Here is a 15,534-nt window from a genome sequence, read left to right as displayed (position 1 = left end):
CGTTGCTGATTTTTCCTTCAATCCACGGCGTGGCTGACCCTCTTCTGTTTGTCCCCGTTCCTGACTACTGTGTGTGCATGAATTCACAGGGAGATCCAAGGATGACCGTTCGACCGACCCACACACTTTGCCCGCACCGCGCTGTGCCCGCGCTGCCCTCGGAAGGGCTGATCGGCGTCATTGCACCTGCCGGCCCCGGTGCTCTGGACACCGATAAGGCGGCGCAATGGATGCGCGCCCGCGGCTACGGGCTGAAAGTGTTTCCCGGGGTCTACGAGAAGGATGGCTATCTGGCCGGCAGTGACGAGGTACGTCTGCGCGATCTGCACGCAGCGTTCGCTGACGCCCAAGTCGACGCGATCATTTGCCTGCGCGGCGGCTACGGCACGCCACGGCTGCTGGATCGCATCGACTATGACCTGCTGAGCCGCCATGCCAAGCCCTTCGTCGGCTACAGCGATATCACCGCGCTGCATTTGGCGATCAGCCGCTATGCCGGGTTTGTGACCTTTCACGGGCCGCTGCTCAACGCTGATCTGCTGGGCGACAAGGAACCGCCGACGGTCACTTCGTTTTTCGCCATGCTGCGCGGGCAGATCAAGGCGGGCAGTGTGCTGAGCCACCCGGTGGCTTATCCGCTGACTACCGTAGAGCCGGGCATCGCCCACGGGCGTTTGCTTGGCGGCAATCTGGCGATGATCGCTGCGACATTGGGCACGCCTTATGAGATCGAGGTCGAAGGGGCGATTCTGTTCATCGAGGACATCAACGAGCCGCTGTATCGCATCGACCGACTGCTGACCCAGATGCGTCTGGCCGGCAAGCTGGCCAGGTTGCGTGGGGTGTTGGTCGGTGATATCGCGGGTGTGGAGGTCGCGGCGCTGAATCGCTTACTGAAGCAGACCTTTGAACCGCTGCGGATTCCGGTGTTGTCGGGATGGCGCAGCGGCCATTGCGATCCGAACCTGACATTGCCGTTGGGCGCGCTGGTGCGGCTGGATGCGGGCAAGCAGGAGTTGATGCTGGAGCAGGATGTGGTGGTCAGACCTTAAAGGTTCGTTGCCAGTGATTCAGTCTTCGGGAGCAAGCCCCCTCCCACCATTGACCCTGTTCTCATGCTGAGACCCGGTCGAATGTGGGAGGGGGCTTGCTCCCGAAGGCTTTATTGGGTGCGCAGGCTTTCGAGCAACTTATGCGTCGGATAACCATCCGCCGGCCAGCCCAGCGCCTGCTGGGCACTGCGAATCGCCTTGCGCGTATTGGCGCCGATAATCCCGTCTGCCGTGCCGGCATCGTAATTGCGCGCGCTCAGCAGCGTTTGCAACTCGATCCGCTCGGTGCGGCTCAGTGGTAGATCATCTTTCGGCCAGTTGCCACTGATCAGGCCTGCGCCGCTGAAACGCTCGGACAACAGACTCACCGCCAGCGCATACGACGACGAATTGTTGTATTTGAGGATCGCCCGGAAGTTATCGAGGATCAGGAACGCCGGGCCACGATGGCCGGCGGGCAACAACAGGGCGGCGGACAGTTGTTCGGAACCCGCCGGGACCTGCGCGCCATTTGGCAGGGTCACACCCAGTTGGCGCCATTCGGCAACGCTTTTGCGAATCGCCCCGTCAGCGAGGGTGTAATTGAAGTTGGTCGGCACTTGCACTTCGAAACCCCACGGCTGGCCACGCTGCCAGCCCGAGCTTTGCAGGTAGTGTGCGGTCGAGGCCAATGCGTCGGCGGGGCTGCCCCAGATATCGCGGCGACCGTCACCGTCGAAGTCCACCGCGTGGGTGTTGTAAGTGGTCGGAATGAATTGGGTCTGGCCCATCGCACCGGCCCATGAGCCGAGCATTTTCTCGGGAGTGATATCGCCCTGTTGCAGAATTTGCAGGGCGGCAATCAGCTGCGCGTGGGCGAAACCCGGACGGCGACCTTCATAAGCCAGGGTCGCCAGTGAGTTGATCACCGACTTGCTGCCCTGGAACTGGCCGAAGTTGCTTTCCATGCCCCATACCGACACCAATGCCTGGCGATCAACGCCATAGCGTTGCTCGATGCTTTGCAGAATGTCGGCGTACTGCTCGATCAGTGCCTGACCTTTTCGCACCCGCAATGGCGACAGCGCACCGTCGAGGTATTCCCATACCGGACGGGAGAATTCCGGCTGGCTGCGATCGGCGCGAATCACGCTGGCATCGAAGCTGATGTTGGCGAAGGCGCGATCGAACAGCTCGGCGCGAATCCCGGCGGCCAGGGCATCCTTGCGGAAACCGGCCTGCCATTCGGCAAACGTCTGGGTGGGTTGAATATCAAGCGGGTCGGCGGACGGCACTACCGGCGGGACGATCGCTGGGGCCGTGGTGACCGGGGCGGCTTGAAGCGGTTGTGCATCGGCGGCGGTGGGTTTTTCCGCACAGGCGACAAGCAAAATGAAGCTGGAGGCAGCGATCAATTGGCGGACAGGCCAACGACGGGAAAGACTTAAGGGCATGCACGGTTCCAGGAGATACGGATCAGGTGCAGACCTTAACATGAGCGGGGGGTACTGCGCTTTAAGCGGCCAGAAAGTAAGAAGCCTCCCAGTTGTCAGACTGGAAGGCTTCGCGGCGGTAGCTGCCTTTGCCCTTGGCTGGTCGTTCCTGGCGGCTGCGGAACAAGGGCTGGGCGACGATGGATTTGGCCTTGTTGGGGCCGTGTTTCGCTGGCTTTTTGCTCATGAGGTGCTCTCGGTGAGGTGGGTTTTTGCGGGGGAAATAATCTGCCGATGCCAGCGAGATGTCCAGTCCGACGATGCGAAAAATCTCAATGGGTTCGCGCAACCTTTGTGGCGAGGGAGCTTGCTCCCGCTGGGTTGCGAAGCGACCCCAAAAGTCGTCTGCTGCGCAGCCGAGCGGGAGCAAGCTCCCTCGCCACAAAAGTGGTTATTCGGCAGGAAGTGTCAGACGCTGACCGGCCATCAACAGCGCCAACCGACTCAGGCTCATCCACGGCGAACCCGCCGCCTGCCCCTTGATCTGCGCATCGATACGCTGAGCTTCGAGCAACAGTTGCGCCCAGCGTTGCGCCGAGTAGCGTTGCAGGGCCTTGCTCATCAGGGGTTTGCGCTTGTCCCAGACCGGCGGTTTCGCCTGGCTGAAACATTTGTCCAGCGGCGTGCCCTGGCTGTACTGCAGCGAGATATTGGCCAGCAGACGCAACTCCCGCGCCAGCGCCCAGAGGATCACTGGCGGCTCGACGCCCTCACCGCGCAGGCCTTCAAGCATGCGCAAGGCGTGGGCCGGTTCGCCGTTGAGTACCGCGTCGGTCAGGCCGAACACGTCAAAACGCGCACTGTCCGCCACGGCGGCCTGAACGGTTTCAAGGGTGATCTGCCCACCTTCGGCCATCAGTTTAAGCTTCTCGATTTCCTGCGCGGCGGCGAGCAGGTTGCCCTCGACTCGCGCGGCAATCAGTTCGACGGCGTCCTGGCTGGCCGACAGGCCCGCCTGAGACAGGCGCTGGCGAATCCAGCTCGGCAGCTGATTGGCATCCACCGGCCAGATCTGAATGAACTGGGTTTGTTGGCCTTCGACCAGCGCCTTGCCCCACTTGGTTTTCTGCGCACTGCCATCGAGCTTGGGCAGGCTGACCAGCAGCACCGTGTCTTCAGCGGGACGCGAGCAGTATTCGATAAGTGCCGCGGCACCTTTGTCACCGGGCTTGCCCGAAGGCAGGCGCAATTCCAGCAGGCGTTTTTCCGAGAACAACGACATGCTGGCGCCCGCCTGCAACAACGTGCCCCAATCGAAATTGGCGTCGGCGGCGAAGACCTGGCGTTCGTCGAAACCTTGCTGGCGAGCAGCGCTGCGGATAGCGTCGGCGGCTTCCTGACACAGCAGCGGGTCATCGCCACTGATGATGTAGACCGGCGCAAGAGCGCCTTGCAGGTGTTTGCCGAGTTGAGCGGGAGCGAGCTTCATAAGGAAGGGCGAGCGGGGCGCCTGGGCGCCCCGGTCGTCTTACTGCTGCGGGATTTCGAGCGGCGACTGACGCGGGGTTTGCGCCTCAGCCTTTTGCGCCGCTTCCAGTGCGTCAGCTTCTGCCTTGGCACGGTCGTTGGCGGTTTGCTGCAATTGTTGCAGTTGGCCCGGGGTCAGTTGCTGCAGGCGCAGCATCATGCGCTGAACCAGCTCACGGCGGGTCTCACGGCGGGCGTCATTGGCTTCCTGATCGGAACCGACGAGGTTGTTGCCGTCATGGATGAACACTTTCTGCACTTCAAGCTTGTCGCTCAGCAGTTGCAGGTTGTTCTCGCCGCGGATGTCATAGCTCAGGATAGTGCTGACCTGATACTCGCCTGTACGACCGGCGCCGGCATAGCTGAGGATGCGCTGGCTTTCCTGCTCGTCAGCCAGGAACAGTTTGTACGGCGCGCCGCTGTAAACCTTGACACCGCTGGACTCCAGTACCTGACGCAGCTGAGTCACGGTTTCGCCATAGGCGTTACGGGCGCTCAGGTCGAGTTCCTTGATAGACAGTTCATTGGTGCCAGTGCCACGCAGCTGGAAACCGCAGGCGCTCAGCAGGACAGCGAGGCCCATCACCAGCAGATTGCGTTTGATCATTGTGTTGCTCCCCTTGAAACCATGTGGGCCGACCCGGCGGCCCGAAAGGTTTTACAGGGCGCCGGGCAAGCCCGACACCCAATCCAATTTAGCTGGCAACGATGTTGACCAGTTTGCCCGGCACCACGATCACTTTACGAATCGTCAGGCCATCGACGAAGCGCAACACGTTTTCGTTGACCCGAGCGGCCGCTTCGACTTCTTCGCGGGTCGCGCTGGCCGGCATCTCGATCTGGCCGCGCAGCTTGCCGTTGACCTGAATAACCAGAGTCAGGTTGTCCTGCACCAGTGCGCTTTCGTCCACCGCCGGCCAGCCTGCGTCGATCACGGCGTCGGCGTGACCCAGTTGCTTCCACAGTTCGTGGCTGATGTGCGGGGTGATCGGCGCCAGCAGCAGCGTGACCGCTTCCAGCCCTTCGTGCAGCAGCGCGCGATCCTGTTCGGTGTCTTGCGCGGCTTTTTCCAGCACGTTCATCAGCGTCATGACCTGGGCGATGGCGGTGTTGAATTTGTGGTTCTGGCCAACGTCATGGCTGGCTTGCTTGATCGCCAGGTGAATGGCACGACGGACGGCTTTCTGCTCGTCGCTCAGGCCTGCGATGTCCAGTTTGCCCGGCAAACCCTGGGTAACGTGGGACTGGGCCAGACGCCAGACGCGCTTGAGGAAACGGTGCGAGCCTTCAACACCGGAGTCCGACCATTCCGCGCTCATGTCGGGCGGCGAGGCGAACATCATGAACAGGCGGCAGGTGTCGGCGCCGAACTGATCGATCATCGACTGCGGGTCGACGCCGTTGTTCTTCGACTTGGCCATCTTCTCCGTGCCGCCGATTTCCACCGGCAGGCCGTCTGACTTCAGCTTGGCGCTGATGACCTTGGCTTTGCTGTCACGCTCAAGTTCCACGTCCGCCGGGTTGAACCAGGTGTAGGCACCGTTGGCTTCGCGACGATAGTAAGTCTCGGCGATCACCATGCCCTGGGTCAGCAGGTTCTTGAACGGCTCGTTGGAACTGACCAGGCCTTCGTCGCGCATCAGCTTGTGGAAGAAGCGCGCATAGAGCAGGTGCAGAATCGCGTGTTCGATACCGCCAATGTATTGATCGACCGGCAGCCAGTGATCCGCTGCGGATTTTTCGACCAGACCACCTTCAAAGTGCGGCGAGGCGTAGCGGGCGTAGTACCACGACGACTCGACGAAGGTGTCCATGGTGTCGGTTTCGCGTTTGGCCGGCGCGCCGCATTTCGGGCAGCTGCACTCATAGAACTCCGGCATGCGCGCCAGCGGCGAACCGGCGCCGTCCGGCACCACGTCTTCCGGCAGCACGACAGGCAGTTGGTCTTCCGGCACCGGCACGTCACCGCACGCATCGCAGTGGATGATCGGGATCGGGCAGCCCCAGTAGCGCTGACGGCTGATGCCCCAGTCGCGCAGGCGGAACTGGGTACGGGAGGCGCCCAGTTCCTTCTTGATCAGGGCGACTTCCATGGCGTCGAATGCGCCCGCGAAGTCCAGGCCGTCGAATTCGCCGGAGTTGATCAGCGTGCCATGCTCGCCATAGGCGTCTTGCCACGGCGCGGGGTTGGTATCACCGGAGCTGGTGCGCACCACCGATTTCACCGGCAGGTTGTACTTGTGGGCGAATTCGAAATCGCGCTCGTCGTGGGCCGGTACGGCCATGACCGCGCCGTCGCCGTAGTGCATCAGCACATAGTTGGCGACCCACACCGGGAGTTTTTCACCGGTCAGCGGGTGCTCGACGAACAGGCCGGTCGGCAGGCCTTTTTTCTCTTGGGTGGCGACGTCGGCTTCCGCGACGCTGCCGCCCTTGCATTCGGCGATGAACGCTTGCAGCTCAGGGTTGTTCTGCGCGGCCAGGCTGGCCAGCGGGTGTTCGGCAGCAACGGCGACGTAGGTCGCGCCCATCAGGGTGTCCGGACGGGTGGTGAAGACTTTCAAGGTACCGGCTTCGCCGATGGAGTCGACGTTGTACGGGAATTGCACTTCCATGCCACGGGACTTGCCGATCCAGTTGCGCTGCATGGTCTTGACCTGTTCCGGCCAGCCCGTCAGTTCGTCGAGGCTTTCCAGCAGCTCATCCGCGTAGGCGGTGATCTTGAAGTAGTACATCGGGATTTCGCGCTTCTCGATCAGCGCGCCGGAGCGCCAGCCGCGACCGTCGATGACTTGCTCGTTGGCCAGCACGGTCTGGTCGACCGGGTCCCAGTTCACGGTACCGTTCTTGCGGTAGATCACGCCTTTTTCGAACAGACGCGTGAACAGCCATTGTTCCCAGCGGTAGTAGTCCGGCTTGCAGGTGGTCACTTCACGGGACCAGTCGACCGCAAGGCCGAGGCTGCGTAGCTGCGACTTCATGTAGGCGATGTTTTCGTAGGTCCATTTGGCCGGCGCGACGTTGTTTTTCATCGCGGCGTTTTCTGCCGGCATGCCGAAGGCGTCCCAACCCATCGGTTGCAGGACGTTCTTGCCTTGCATGCGCTGATAGCGGGAGATCACGTCGCCGATGGTGTAGTTGCGCACGTGCCCCATGTGCAGCTTGCCGCTGGGGTAAGGGAACATCGACAGGCAGTAGTAGGTTTCCTTGCCTGGCTGTTCACTGACTTCAAAGGACTTTTGCTCGTCCCAGAACGATTGGGCGGCGGCTTCGATCTCACGGGGCTGATATTGTTCGTGCATGGCTACTTTTGTACTGGATAGGGGTGGCCTAATCCTCTTCGACGGCAGCATTCGGGATGGCCCGGGTGCGCTGGAAGTGGAATGACAGGAAGCGCCGTAGCATACATGACCGCGCTTGGCCTAGGGAAACCCTGATTACAGCGGGTGGGCCCGGTCAAAGCGCAGCGGGGGCCGTTGGTCGCGGCGTGTAGCCGGTTTGCGCAGTGAAGCTAAGCTCTAACTGGGGAGTGAGTCTTATCTTCAATGAGGTGAGGGATGGTGGAGCAACGGAAAAAAAACGTAACGAAACCCGAGTTGTACGAAAGGCTGATCGATCGTCTGGGCACGGCCCTGGACGCCTTGAAAACCGCTGACCGGCTGCGCGACGAGCGCCCCCTGGAACTGGAACTGCGTGGCTTGAGCCCCGCCGAGTTCAAACTGGTCAAGGCCTATCTGGATCGAAGTGAGCGTGAAACCCACGGATGCCTGTCACAAGCAGTGAAGCAGCTCGATGCGGCTCATTCGGCCAAGGTCATCTGGCTCAAGGACAAGAAGCCGGCCAGAGAGGCCGTCAAGGTTCGTTCTCTGCAGGCCAAGTAACCCCATGGCAGGGCAACAACGAGATCTTTTTCAACAGGATCCGACCCTGGCGGTTGTCGCATTGGATTAAGCCACTTAGGCTTCGGGCATCTCTGGAGATGCCCGATGCCGTTTCGTTATTTCGTCAAACAACTGCTCTTGCCGCCCGGCATTCTTTTATTGCTGTTGCTCGCCGCCTGGTGGTTGCGCCGCTCGCGGCCGCGACTGGCCGGGGTGTGCTTTGCCCTTGGCTTTGGCGGCCTCTGGCTGATGAGCCTGCCGGTGGTCGTGCAGTGGGGCGCCAAGGCGCTCGAACGCCAGCCGCCGTTGGCCCGCGAAGAGTGGGCGACGCTAGCGCAACGTGCCGATGCGATTGTGGTGCTGGGTTCGGGGCGTGAGCGTGGCGATCTGGCCTGGGGCGACGATCAGCCGACCGGGATCGGGCTTGAGCGCCAGCGTTACGCGGCGCGTCTGGCGAAGGCGTCTGGCCTGCCGATTCTGACCAGTGGCGGCCTGCATTACGGTACGCCGCCGACCGAGGCCAAGTTGATGGCTGATTCGTTGCGCGATGACTTCGGCGTGACGGTGCGTTGGCAGGAAGGCGAAAGTCGCACCACTTGGGAAAACGCCAAATTCAGCGCCGACATGTTGCTGCCGCAAGGGATCAAACGTGTCGTCGTGGTCACGCAGGCGTGGCATATGCCGCGTTCGGTCTGGAGTTTTCAGCAGGCGGGATTTGAAGTGGTGCCGGCGCCGGTTGGCTTTTTAGGCACTGACAACGCCCGGCCTTTTGGCGGCTGGTTGCCGGAGTTCAAGTCGATCTGGCAGAGCGGGCAGTTAATTAACGAGGCGGTGGGGCAGGTGGGGTATTCGTTGTTTTACCGCTGAAGATCACTGTGGCGAGGGGGTTTATCCCCGATGGGGCGCGTAGCGGCCCCTCTCTTCCCTTCAGAAGAGGGGACTGCTGCGCACTCCAACGGGGATAAATCCCCTCGCCACATTTGTCAGAGGGTTTTCGACATCCGGTTCGCCATCAGCGCCCAGCCAAACAGCAGCAAGCAGACAATGATCAGCGGCCACGACCGCCATTGCAGGTATGGCGTCAGGTTGTGCATCGGCACCACTTCGCCGTACAGCACGCCCTGTTCGAACTGCGGAATCTGCTCGGTGATCTGCCCGAACGGGTTAATCAGGCCGGTTACGCCGTTATTGGTCGCGCGGATCATCCAGCGGCCGGCTTCCAGCGCGCGCATCTGCGCCATCTGCAGATGTTGCAGCGGGCCGATCGAAGTGCCGAACCAGGTGTCGTTGCTGATCGTCAGCAACAGATCGCTGCGTGCCGACAGCCCGGCGGCAAATTCCGGGTAGACCACTTCGTAGCAGATGAACGGTGCTATCTGATAACCCTTGGCCTGCAACAACGCCTGATCGGACGGGCCACGAGCGAAGTCGGACATCGGCAAGTCGAAGAATGCGATCAGTCCGCGCAGCACGTCCTGCAAGGGTACGTATTCGCCGAACGGCACCAGTTTCTGCTTGAGATACGTGCCATCGCCTTCGCCCACCACGGTGATGCCGTTGTAGAAGCGGCGTTCGTGGTGCACGGTCTGGCGAATCGGTACGCCGGTGATCAACGCCGATTTACGCTCGGCGGCGAACGTGCCCATCATCGTCAGGTAGCCCTCGGCGGACTCCTTGAGCACCGGCACGGCGGTTTCCGGCCAGATCAGCAGGTCGACCGGTTTGGAGCGGAAACTCAGATCGCGGTACAACGCCAGTTGCGCGTTGAGCTCGGCCGGGTCCCATTTCATGCTTTGCGCAACGTTGCCCTGAATCGCGGCGACCGTCAGCGGTGCACCGGACGGACTGGTCCAGGCGTGACCTTTCAAGGCGATCCCCGCCGCCCAAGGGCCAACGAGCAGCAACACACCGGCGGCGATAAAGCCCTTGCGACGAGCCTGCAACAGGCGCGGCGCGTTGTAGATCAACGCTGCCGTCAACGCCAGCACGAACGACACCAGCCACATGCCGCCGACTGGCGCGAGTCCGGACAGCGGGCCGTCGAGCTGGCTGTAACCGGAATACAACCAAGGGAAACCGGTGAGGAACCAGCCGCGGAACGCTTCCTGGCCGACCCACAGCGCAGCGAACGCCAACGCATCGGCCAGCGGTGCTTCGTTACGGCGCAACCAGCGCGCCCATAGCCAGGCAGGGAGCGCGAAGAACCAGGCAATCGCCGCCGTGAACAGCAGCATCAGGAACCCGGCCAGCAATACCGAAGCGCCGCCGAAATGGTGAATGCTGTAATAGATCCAGCTGGTGCCGGCGCCGAACAGGCCGAAGCCGAAGCACCAGCCACGGCCCAGCGCCTGACGCGGGTTCAGTTCACGCAAACCGGCATAGAACAGACCGACCGCCAGCAACGCCAGCGGCCAGATGTTGAACGGAGCAAGAGCGAACGTGGTGATTGCACCGGCCGCCACGGCCAGCAGGTTACCGGGCCAGCCGGGGCGGGTTGTCCAGCGCATTTCAGTCCTTAGATTTCTTTACCGAGCAATTGGCGTGAGTCGCAGCAAATGAATCCGACGGCTGTCGGCGTTCAGGATGCGGAAACGATAGGCGCCGATTTCAGTGATTTCGTTGCGTTTTGGCAAGTGCCCGAACGCGCTCATCACCAGACCGCCAACGGTATCGAACTCGTCGTCGGAGAATTCGCTGTCGAAGAACTCGTTGAAGTTCTCGATCGGCGTCAGCGCCTTGATCAGGAAATCACCGCTGGGCAGCGGCTTGATGTAGCTGTCTTCTTCGACGTCGTGTTCGTCTTCGATGTCGCCGACGATTTGCTCGAGCACGTCTTCGATGGTCACCAGACCCGCCACGCCGCCGTATTCGTCGATGACGATGGCCATGTGGTTGTGGTTGGCGCGAAATTCACGCAGCAACACGTTCAGGCGCTTGGACTCCGGCACGAAGGTGGCCGGGCGCAGCAGGTCCTTGATGTTGAAGCTGTCGCCGTTTTCCTTGAGGATCAGCGGCAGCAAGTCCTTGGCCAGCAACACGCCCATCACGTCATCGTGGCTTTCGCCAATCACCGGATAGCGCGAGTGGGCCGAGTCGACCACGGCAGGGAGGAATTCGCGGGGTGTCTGGGTCGCCTTGATGCTGATCATCTGCGAGCGCGGCACCATGATGTCGCGAACTTGCAGGTCAGCCACTTGAATGGCGCCTTCGACGATGGCCAGCGCTTCGCTGTCCAGCAATTTGTTCTGATGTGCATCGCGCAGCAGCTCAAGCAGCTCCTGACGGTTCTTCGGCTCGTGGGCAAAAGCCTGGGTGAGTTTACCCAGCCATGACTTCTGCCCGTTGCTCGATCGATCTTCGCTCATAGCGATTACTCTGAATCCTTTGTTGTAACGATGGGGGAGTGTTCGGTTTCGTCGTCCGCGTACGGATCGGGAAAGCCCAGTTCAGCAAGCAACTCGCGTTCCAGTGCTTCCATTTCCTCGGCTTCTTCGTCATCTATATGGTCGTAACCGAGCAGATGCAAGCAGCCGTGAATGACCAGATGTGCCCAGTGGGCGTTGAGTGCCTTGCCCTGCTCGGCGGCCTCGCGTTCGACCACCGCCACGCAGATCACCAGATCACCGAGCAGCGGGATGTCAAGAAACTCGTCAGGCACTTCGGCCGGGAACGACAGGACGTTGGTCGCGTAATCCTTGTGACGCCAGGTGTGATTGAGTTCGCGGCCTTCTTCCTCGTCGACCAGACGAATGGTCATCTCCGAGTCGGCGGTGCGCTGGCGCAGGGCCAGTTCGCACCATTGGCGCAATTCGGTTTCACTCGGCGCCGACGCTTCGGTGGCAATTTGCAGATCCAGCTCAAGCATCGCGTGGGGCTTCCTTTGGCGCATCGGCGCGGCTTTCGAAGCGCTCGTAGGCTTCGACAATCCGCTGCACCAATGGATGGCGCACCACGTCTTTAGGCTGGAAGTGAGTGAAGCTGATGCCCGGCACGTCTTTGAGTACCTCGATCACATGATGCAGGCCGGACTTGGTGCCGCGTGGCAGGTCGACCTGGGTGATGTCGCCGGTGATAACCGCGGTGGAGCCGAAGCCGATCCGGGTGAGGAACATCTTCATCTGCTCGACCGTGGTGTTCTGGCTTTCATCGAGAATGATGAAGCTGTTGTTCAGCGTGCGACCGCGCATGTAAGCCAGCGGAGCGACTTCGATCACTTGCTTCTCGATCAGCTTGGCCACGTACTCGAATCCGAGCATCTCGTAGAGTGCGTCATAGAGCGGGCGCAGGTACGGGTCGATCTTCTGTGCGAGGTCACCGGGCAGGAAGCCGAGCTTTTCGCCCGCTTCGACCGCCGGACGCACCAGCAGGATGCGCCGTATCTGCTCGCGTTCCAGCGCATCGACAGCGCAGGCCACGGCCAGATAAGTCTTGCCGGTACCGGCCGGGCCAATGCCGAAGTTGATGTCGTTGCCGAGGATTTCCTTCACGTAGCGCAGCTGATTCAGGCCGCGCGGGCGAATCATGCCTTTTTTGGTGCGCAGGGCGACGGACGGTTCGGCAGGAGAGTGGTTGTCCATCTGCTCGGCGGCTGATTCCTGAAGGAACAGGTGCACCAGGTCCGGCGACAGCTCGGTCCCCTTGGTTTCCCGGTACAGGCGGCGCAGCAGGTTTTCCGCAGATGTGGTGAGCTTGGGATCGCCGATCAGCTCGAACTGGTTTCCGCGGTTGCGGATCTCGATGGTCAGGCGCTGTTCGATCAAGCGCAAATGCTCGTCGAATTGCCCGCACAGATTGGCGAAGCGGCGAGCCTCAAAGGGCTCGAGAATAAAACGATGTGGTTCGATGGGTGCGTTCAAGGTCGTATTTAGCCGCCCTGGGGCAATTAAGATGAAATCAAGGATAACGCCAGTGGCTTGGGTGCGAAAGCTCTTAAATAGCTCAGCCGATAAGCGCCGCTGCGCTTGACCTGTGGGAGCGAGCCTGCTCGCGAAGGGGGGAGTGCCCGACGACATCTCTGTTGAATGACACAGCGCTTTCGCGAGCAGGCTCGCTCCCACAGGGGATAGGCATTGTTATTGAACCAGCGAGCCGCGCAGCGAGTGCGGTTGCGCCGCGTCGATGTGCACGTCGGCGAACTGGCCGATCAGGGTTGGATTGTCGCAGCGGAAGTTGACGATACGGTTATTCTCGGTGCGCCCTTGCAGCTCGCCCGGATCTTTCTTCGAATAATCGGTCACCAGAATGCGCTGGATCGAACCGACCATTTGTCGGCTGATCTCGAAGCCCTGCTGATTCAAACGATGTTGCAATGCGTTGAGGCGTTCTTTCTTCAACTCTTCCGGGGTGTCGTCGGCCAGATCGGCGGCGGGCGTGCCCGGGCGTTGGCTATAAACGAACGAATAGGAGAAGTCGAAGCCGACATCGGCAATCAGCTTCATGGTTTGTTCGAAGTCTTTCTCGGTTTCACCCGGGAAGCCCACGATAAAGTCCGAACTGATGCTGATCCCCGGCACGGCGGCGCGCAGTTTGCGCAGCTTGGACTTGTACTCCAGCGCCGTGTGGTTGCGCTTCATCGCCGCGAGGATCCGGTCGGAGCCCGACTGCACCGGCAAATGCAGGTGCTTGACCAGCTCCGGCACTTCGGCGTGGGCCTGAATCAGGCTGTCAGAGAATTCCAGCGGGTGCGAGGTGGTGTAGCGAATGCGATCGATGCCATCGACGGCGGCGACCACGCGAATCAGCTCGGCCAGATCGGCCAGACGACCGTCGTGGGTCAAGCCGCGATAGCCGTTGACGTTCTGCCCCAGCAGGGTCACTTCGCGCACGCCGTGTTCGGCGAGGTGGATGATCTCGGCGATCACGTCGTCGAATGGCCGGCTGACTTCTTCGCCACGGGTATACGGCACCACGCAGAACGTGCAGTACTTGCTGCAGCCTTCCATCACCGAGACATAGGCGCTCGGCCCATCGATACGCGGCTCGGGCAGGTGGTCGAACTTTTCGATTTCCGGGAACGAGACGTCGACCTGCGGCAGTTTGGTGAGACGCGCGGCGTCAATCATCTCCGGCAGACGGTGCAGGGTCTGCGGGCCGAACACCACGTCGACGTAAGGAGCGCGATCACGAATTGCCGCGCCTTCCTGACTGGCCACGCAACCTCCGACGGCGATGACCATGTCCGGGTTGGCCAGTTTCAGCTCGCGCCAGCGGCCCAGTTGCGAGTACACGCGGTCCTGGGCACGTTCGCGGATCGAGCAGGTGTTGAGCAGAATCACGTCGGCGTCTTCCGCGCGTGCGGTGACTTCCAGGGCCTGATGGTCGCCCAGCAGATCGACCATGCGCGAGCTGTCGTACTCGTTCATCTGGCAACCGTGGGTTTCGATGTAAAGCTTCTTGGCCATGGATTAGTGTCGTCACGTGATTCAAAGAACCGCGCATTATAGGGAACAAGCCGTCAGGTTCCTACCGCTGTGCGTCCGGTGGCTATGCTATAGTTCGCGCCCTCATTTTTCTCCCCGATGTTATCCGTCCGCCATGACCAAACGCGAAGCTCCAATCTACAAGGTGATTTTCCTCAACCAGGGCCAGGTGTTCGAAATGTACGCCAAGCAGATCTATCAAAGTGATCTGTGGGGCTTTCTGGAAGTGGAAGAATTCGTCTTTGGCGAGCGCACGCAAGTGGTCGTCGACCCGAGCGAAGAGAAGCTCAAGGCGCAGTTCGAGGGCGTGGTGCGCAGCTTTGTGCCGATGCACTCGATCGTGCGCATCGACGAAGTGGAACGTCTGGGCACCCCGAAAATCAGCGAAGCCCGCGGCGCGGTCGGCAATGTCATGCCGTTCCCGATGCCGATGCCTGAGAAGTAACAGTAGATTCTGCATTGGAATGAGTTGTGGCGAGGGGATTTATCCCCGCTGGGCTGCAAAGCGGCCCCAAACCCTGCAATCCGGTTCTGTCTGACACACCTCGCTGAATGGATTTGCGACTGCTGCGCAGCCGAACGGGGCGGTGCGACGTTTCGCTAAATCCCCTCGCCACAGGGTTATGTCCACAGCGCTTATGGCAGTGGTGAGAATGGCGTACGCCCATCGGCGCTCTGCAGTTCCATCAGATATTTGCGGAAGATCTGCCCCAGCACCTGAGTAGCCGTTTCGAGATCTTCGCGGGACATTTTTTCCGAGACTTCGTCGGCAGTGTCCAGCGCGTCTTCGGCGCCGTTGACCGCGGCCATCTTCAGCACGATGTAGGCCTGGATATTGTTGGCCTGCACGCCTTCGCCGTGGAAGAACATGGTGCCGAGCTTGAACTGTGCCTGCGCGTGGCCTTGCAGCGAGGCCTTTTCGAAGTAGCTCAGGGCTTGATTGAGGTCGCGCGGCGTGTTCTTGCCGTCATAGTAGAACTCACCCAACTCGTATTGCGCTTGCGCATCCCCTTCGTCCGCCGCTTTCTGGCAGGCGGCCAGTGCCTGCGTGACGTCTTGCGGCTGAGTATTGAGGGTGCAACGACCCATCGCCGGGATCAACAACGAGTTGCCGCCTGCTTGTGCATGCGCGAGCAGGGGCTGAAGGAGCAACAGGCAGCCCAATGCAAGGGTGCGGCCGGTGCGGTTCATGGGAATCGACTTACCTCTGAAGGGCACGTGGACCCGTCGAGGGATCCAATAA

The 15,534-nt window shown here is 61.0% G+C and carries 15 protein-coding genes; 4 read left to right on the top strand and 11 right to left on the bottom strand.

Going from position 1 to position 15,534, the window contains the following annotated elements; translation table 11 throughout:
• The first annotated feature begins 101 nt into the window (after positions 1-101).
• Positions 102-1,052 (top strand): LD-carboxypeptidase, encoded by a 951-nt coding sequence (locus HU765_RS06835; protein WP_186619498.1) that lies wholly within the window; start codon positions 102-104, stop codon positions 1,050-1,052.
• A 110-nt stretch (positions 1,053-1,162) separates the two neighbouring features.
• Here the strand turns inward: HU765_RS06835 and HU765_RS06830 are convergent, their stop codons facing one another.
• From HU765_RS06830 to leuS, 5 genes are all read right to left on the bottom strand, one after another.
• Positions 1,163-2,485 (bottom strand): lytic murein transglycosylase, encoded by a 1,323-nt coding sequence (locus HU765_RS06830; protein ID WP_186619497.1) that lies wholly within the window; start codon positions 2,483-2,485, stop codon positions 1,163-1,165.
• A gap of 61 nt (positions 2,486-2,546) precedes the next feature.
• A complete protein-coding gene (gene arfA / locus HU765_RS06825; protein WP_186546795.1) occupies positions 2,547-2,711 on the bottom strand; it encodes an alternative ribosome rescue factor ArfA in 165 nt (54 codons plus the stop codon).
• Positions 2,712-2,915: 204 nt separating this feature from the next.
• Positions 2,916-3,953 (bottom strand): DNA polymerase III subunit delta, encoded by a 1,038-nt coding sequence (gene holA / locus HU765_RS06820; protein WP_186619496.1) that lies wholly within the window; start codon positions 3,951-3,953, stop codon positions 2,916-2,918.
• 39 nt (positions 3,954-3,992) lie between these two features.
• Positions 3,993-4,598 (bottom strand): LPS assembly lipoprotein LptE, encoded by a 606-nt coding sequence (gene lptE, locus HU765_RS06815; RefSeq protein WP_186619495.1) that lies wholly within the window; start codon positions 4,596-4,598, stop codon positions 3,993-3,995.
• 88 nt (positions 4,599-4,686) lie between these two features.
• Entirely contained in the window at positions 4,687-7,293 is a 2,607-nt protein-coding gene (gene leuS, locus HU765_RS06810; RefSeq protein ID WP_186619494.1) for a leucine--tRNA ligase, read from the bottom strand.
• 255 nt (positions 7,294-7,548) lie between these two features.
• Here leuS and HU765_RS06805 point away from each other — a divergent pair, with 255 nt between their 5' ends.
• Positions 7,549-7,872 (top strand): hypothetical protein, encoded by a 324-nt coding sequence (locus HU765_RS06805; protein ID WP_186546799.1) that lies wholly within the window; start codon positions 7,549-7,551, stop codon positions 7,870-7,872.
• Positions 7,873-7,977: 105 nt separating this feature from the next.
• Positions 7,978-8,739, top strand: coding sequence for a YdcF family protein (locus HU765_RS06800; protein WP_186619493.1), 762 nt, complete (start codon positions 7,978-7,980; stop codon positions 8,737-8,739).
• 116 nt (positions 8,740-8,855) lie between these two features.
• Here the strand turns inward: HU765_RS06800 and lnt are convergent, their stop codons facing one another.
• The 5 genes from lnt to miaB all read right to left on the bottom strand — a co-directional run bounded on the left by lnt (position 8,856) and on the right by miaB (position 14,273).
• Complete coding sequence (gene lnt, locus HU765_RS06795) at positions 8,856-10,379, bottom strand: apolipoprotein N-acyltransferase (protein ID WP_186546935.1); 1,524 nt, start codon at positions 10,377-10,379, stop codon at positions 8,856-8,858.
• A gap of 18 nt (positions 10,380-10,397) precedes the next feature.
• On the bottom strand, positions 10,398-11,237 hold the full coding sequence (locus tag HU765_RS06790; RefSeq protein ID WP_007909641.1) for an HlyC/CorC family transporter: 840 nt from the start codon (positions 11,235-11,237) through the stop codon (positions 10,398-10,400).
• Between the two features lie 5 nt (positions 11,238-11,242).
• On the bottom strand, positions 11,243-11,737 hold the full coding sequence (gene ybeY / locus HU765_RS06785) for an rRNA maturation RNase YbeY (RefSeq protein ID WP_186619492.1): 495 nt from the start codon (positions 11,735-11,737) through the stop codon (positions 11,243-11,245).
• Positions 11,730-12,728: a PhoH family protein gene (locus HU765_RS06780; protein WP_186546802.1), complete on the bottom strand. Its 999-nt coding sequence runs from the start codon at positions 12,726-12,728 to the stop codon at positions 11,730-11,732. The genes ybeY and HU765_RS06780 overlap by 8 nt, the downstream gene beginning before the upstream one ends.
• A 216-nt stretch (positions 12,729-12,944) precedes the next feature.
• A complete protein-coding gene (gene miaB, locus HU765_RS06775; RefSeq protein WP_186619491.1) occupies positions 12,945-14,273 on the bottom strand; it encodes a tRNA (N6-isopentenyl adenosine(37)-C2)-methylthiotransferase MiaB in 1,329 nt (442 codons plus the stop codon).
• A gap of 133 nt (positions 14,274-14,406) precedes the next feature.
• Between miaB and HU765_RS06770 the strand changes: the two genes are divergently transcribed.
• Complete coding sequence (locus HU765_RS06770; RefSeq protein ID WP_003185742.1) at positions 14,407-14,736, top strand: DUF1820 family protein; 330 nt, start codon at positions 14,407-14,409, stop codon at positions 14,734-14,736.
• Between the two features lie 191 nt (positions 14,737-14,927).
• Here HU765_RS06770 and HU765_RS06765 read toward each other — a convergent pair whose 3' ends face one another.
• The gene (locus HU765_RS06765) at positions 14,928-15,482 is read right to left on the bottom strand and encodes a tetratricopeptide repeat protein (protein WP_085612557.1); all 555 of its coding nucleotides are present in this window, start codon (positions 15,480-15,482) and stop codon (positions 14,928-14,930) included.
• Positions 15,483-15,534: the final 52 nt, after the last annotated feature.

Source organism: Pseudomonas sp. SWRI81 (assembly GCF_014268545.1).
Lineage (GTDB): Bacteria > Pseudomonadota > Gammaproteobacteria > Pseudomonadales > Pseudomonadaceae > Aquipseudomonas > Aquipseudomonas hamedanensis.
Note: the sequence above shows the minus strand (reverse complement) of the source record. Positions and strands in the feature narration are given on the sequence as shown.

Bases quoted from the DNA above. Each gene is read 5' to 3' on its own strand.
- HU765_RS06835 (WP_186619498.1), top strand. From the start codon at position 102: ATGACCGTTCGACCGACCCACACACTTTGCCCGCACCGCGCTGTGCCC.
- HU765_RS06830 (WP_186619497.1), bottom strand. From the start codon at position 2,485: ATGCCCTTAAGTCTTTCCCGTCGTTGGCCTGTCCGCCAATTGATCGCT.
- arfA (WP_186546795.1), bottom strand. From the start codon at position 2,711: ATGAGCAAAAAGCCAGCGAAACACGGCCCCAACAAGGCCAAATCCATC.
- holA (WP_186619496.1), bottom strand. From the start codon at position 3,953: ATGAAGCTCGCTCCCGCTCAACTCGGCAAACACCTGCAAGGCGCTCTT.
- lptE (WP_186619495.1), bottom strand. From the start codon at position 4,598: ATGATCAAACGCAATCTGCTGGTGATGGGCCTCGCTGTCCTGCTGAGC.
- leuS (WP_186619494.1), bottom strand. From the start codon at position 7,293: ATGCACGAACAATATCAGCCCCGTGAGATCGAAGCCGCCGCCCAATCG.
- HU765_RS06805 (WP_186546799.1), top strand. From the start codon at position 7,549: ATGGTGGAGCAACGGAAAAAAAACGTAACGAAACCCGAGTTGTACGAA.
- HU765_RS06800 (WP_186619493.1), top strand. From the start codon at position 7,978: ATGCCGTTTCGTTATTTCGTCAAACAACTGCTCTTGCCGCCCGGCATT.
- lnt (WP_186546935.1), bottom strand. From the start codon at position 10,379: ATGCGCTGGACAACCCGCCCCGGCTGGCCCGGTAACCTGCTGGCCGTG.
- HU765_RS06790 (WP_007909641.1), bottom strand. From the start codon at position 11,237: ATGAGCGAAGATCGATCGAGCAACGGGCAGAAGTCATGGCTGGGTAAA.
- ybeY (WP_186619492.1), bottom strand. From the start codon at position 11,737: ATGCTTGAGCTGGATCTGCAAATTGCCACCGAAGCGTCGGCGCCGAGT.
- miaB (WP_186619491.1), bottom strand. From the start codon at position 14,273: ATGGCCAAGAAGCTTTACATCGAAACCCACGGTTGCCAGATGAACGAG.
- HU765_RS06770 (WP_003185742.1), top strand. From the start codon at position 14,407: ATGACCAAACGCGAAGCTCCAATCTACAAGGTGATTTTCCTCAACCAG.
- HU765_RS06765 (WP_085612557.1), bottom strand. From the start codon at position 15,482: ATGAACCGCACCGGCCGCACCCTTGCATTGGGCTGCCTGTTGCTCCTT.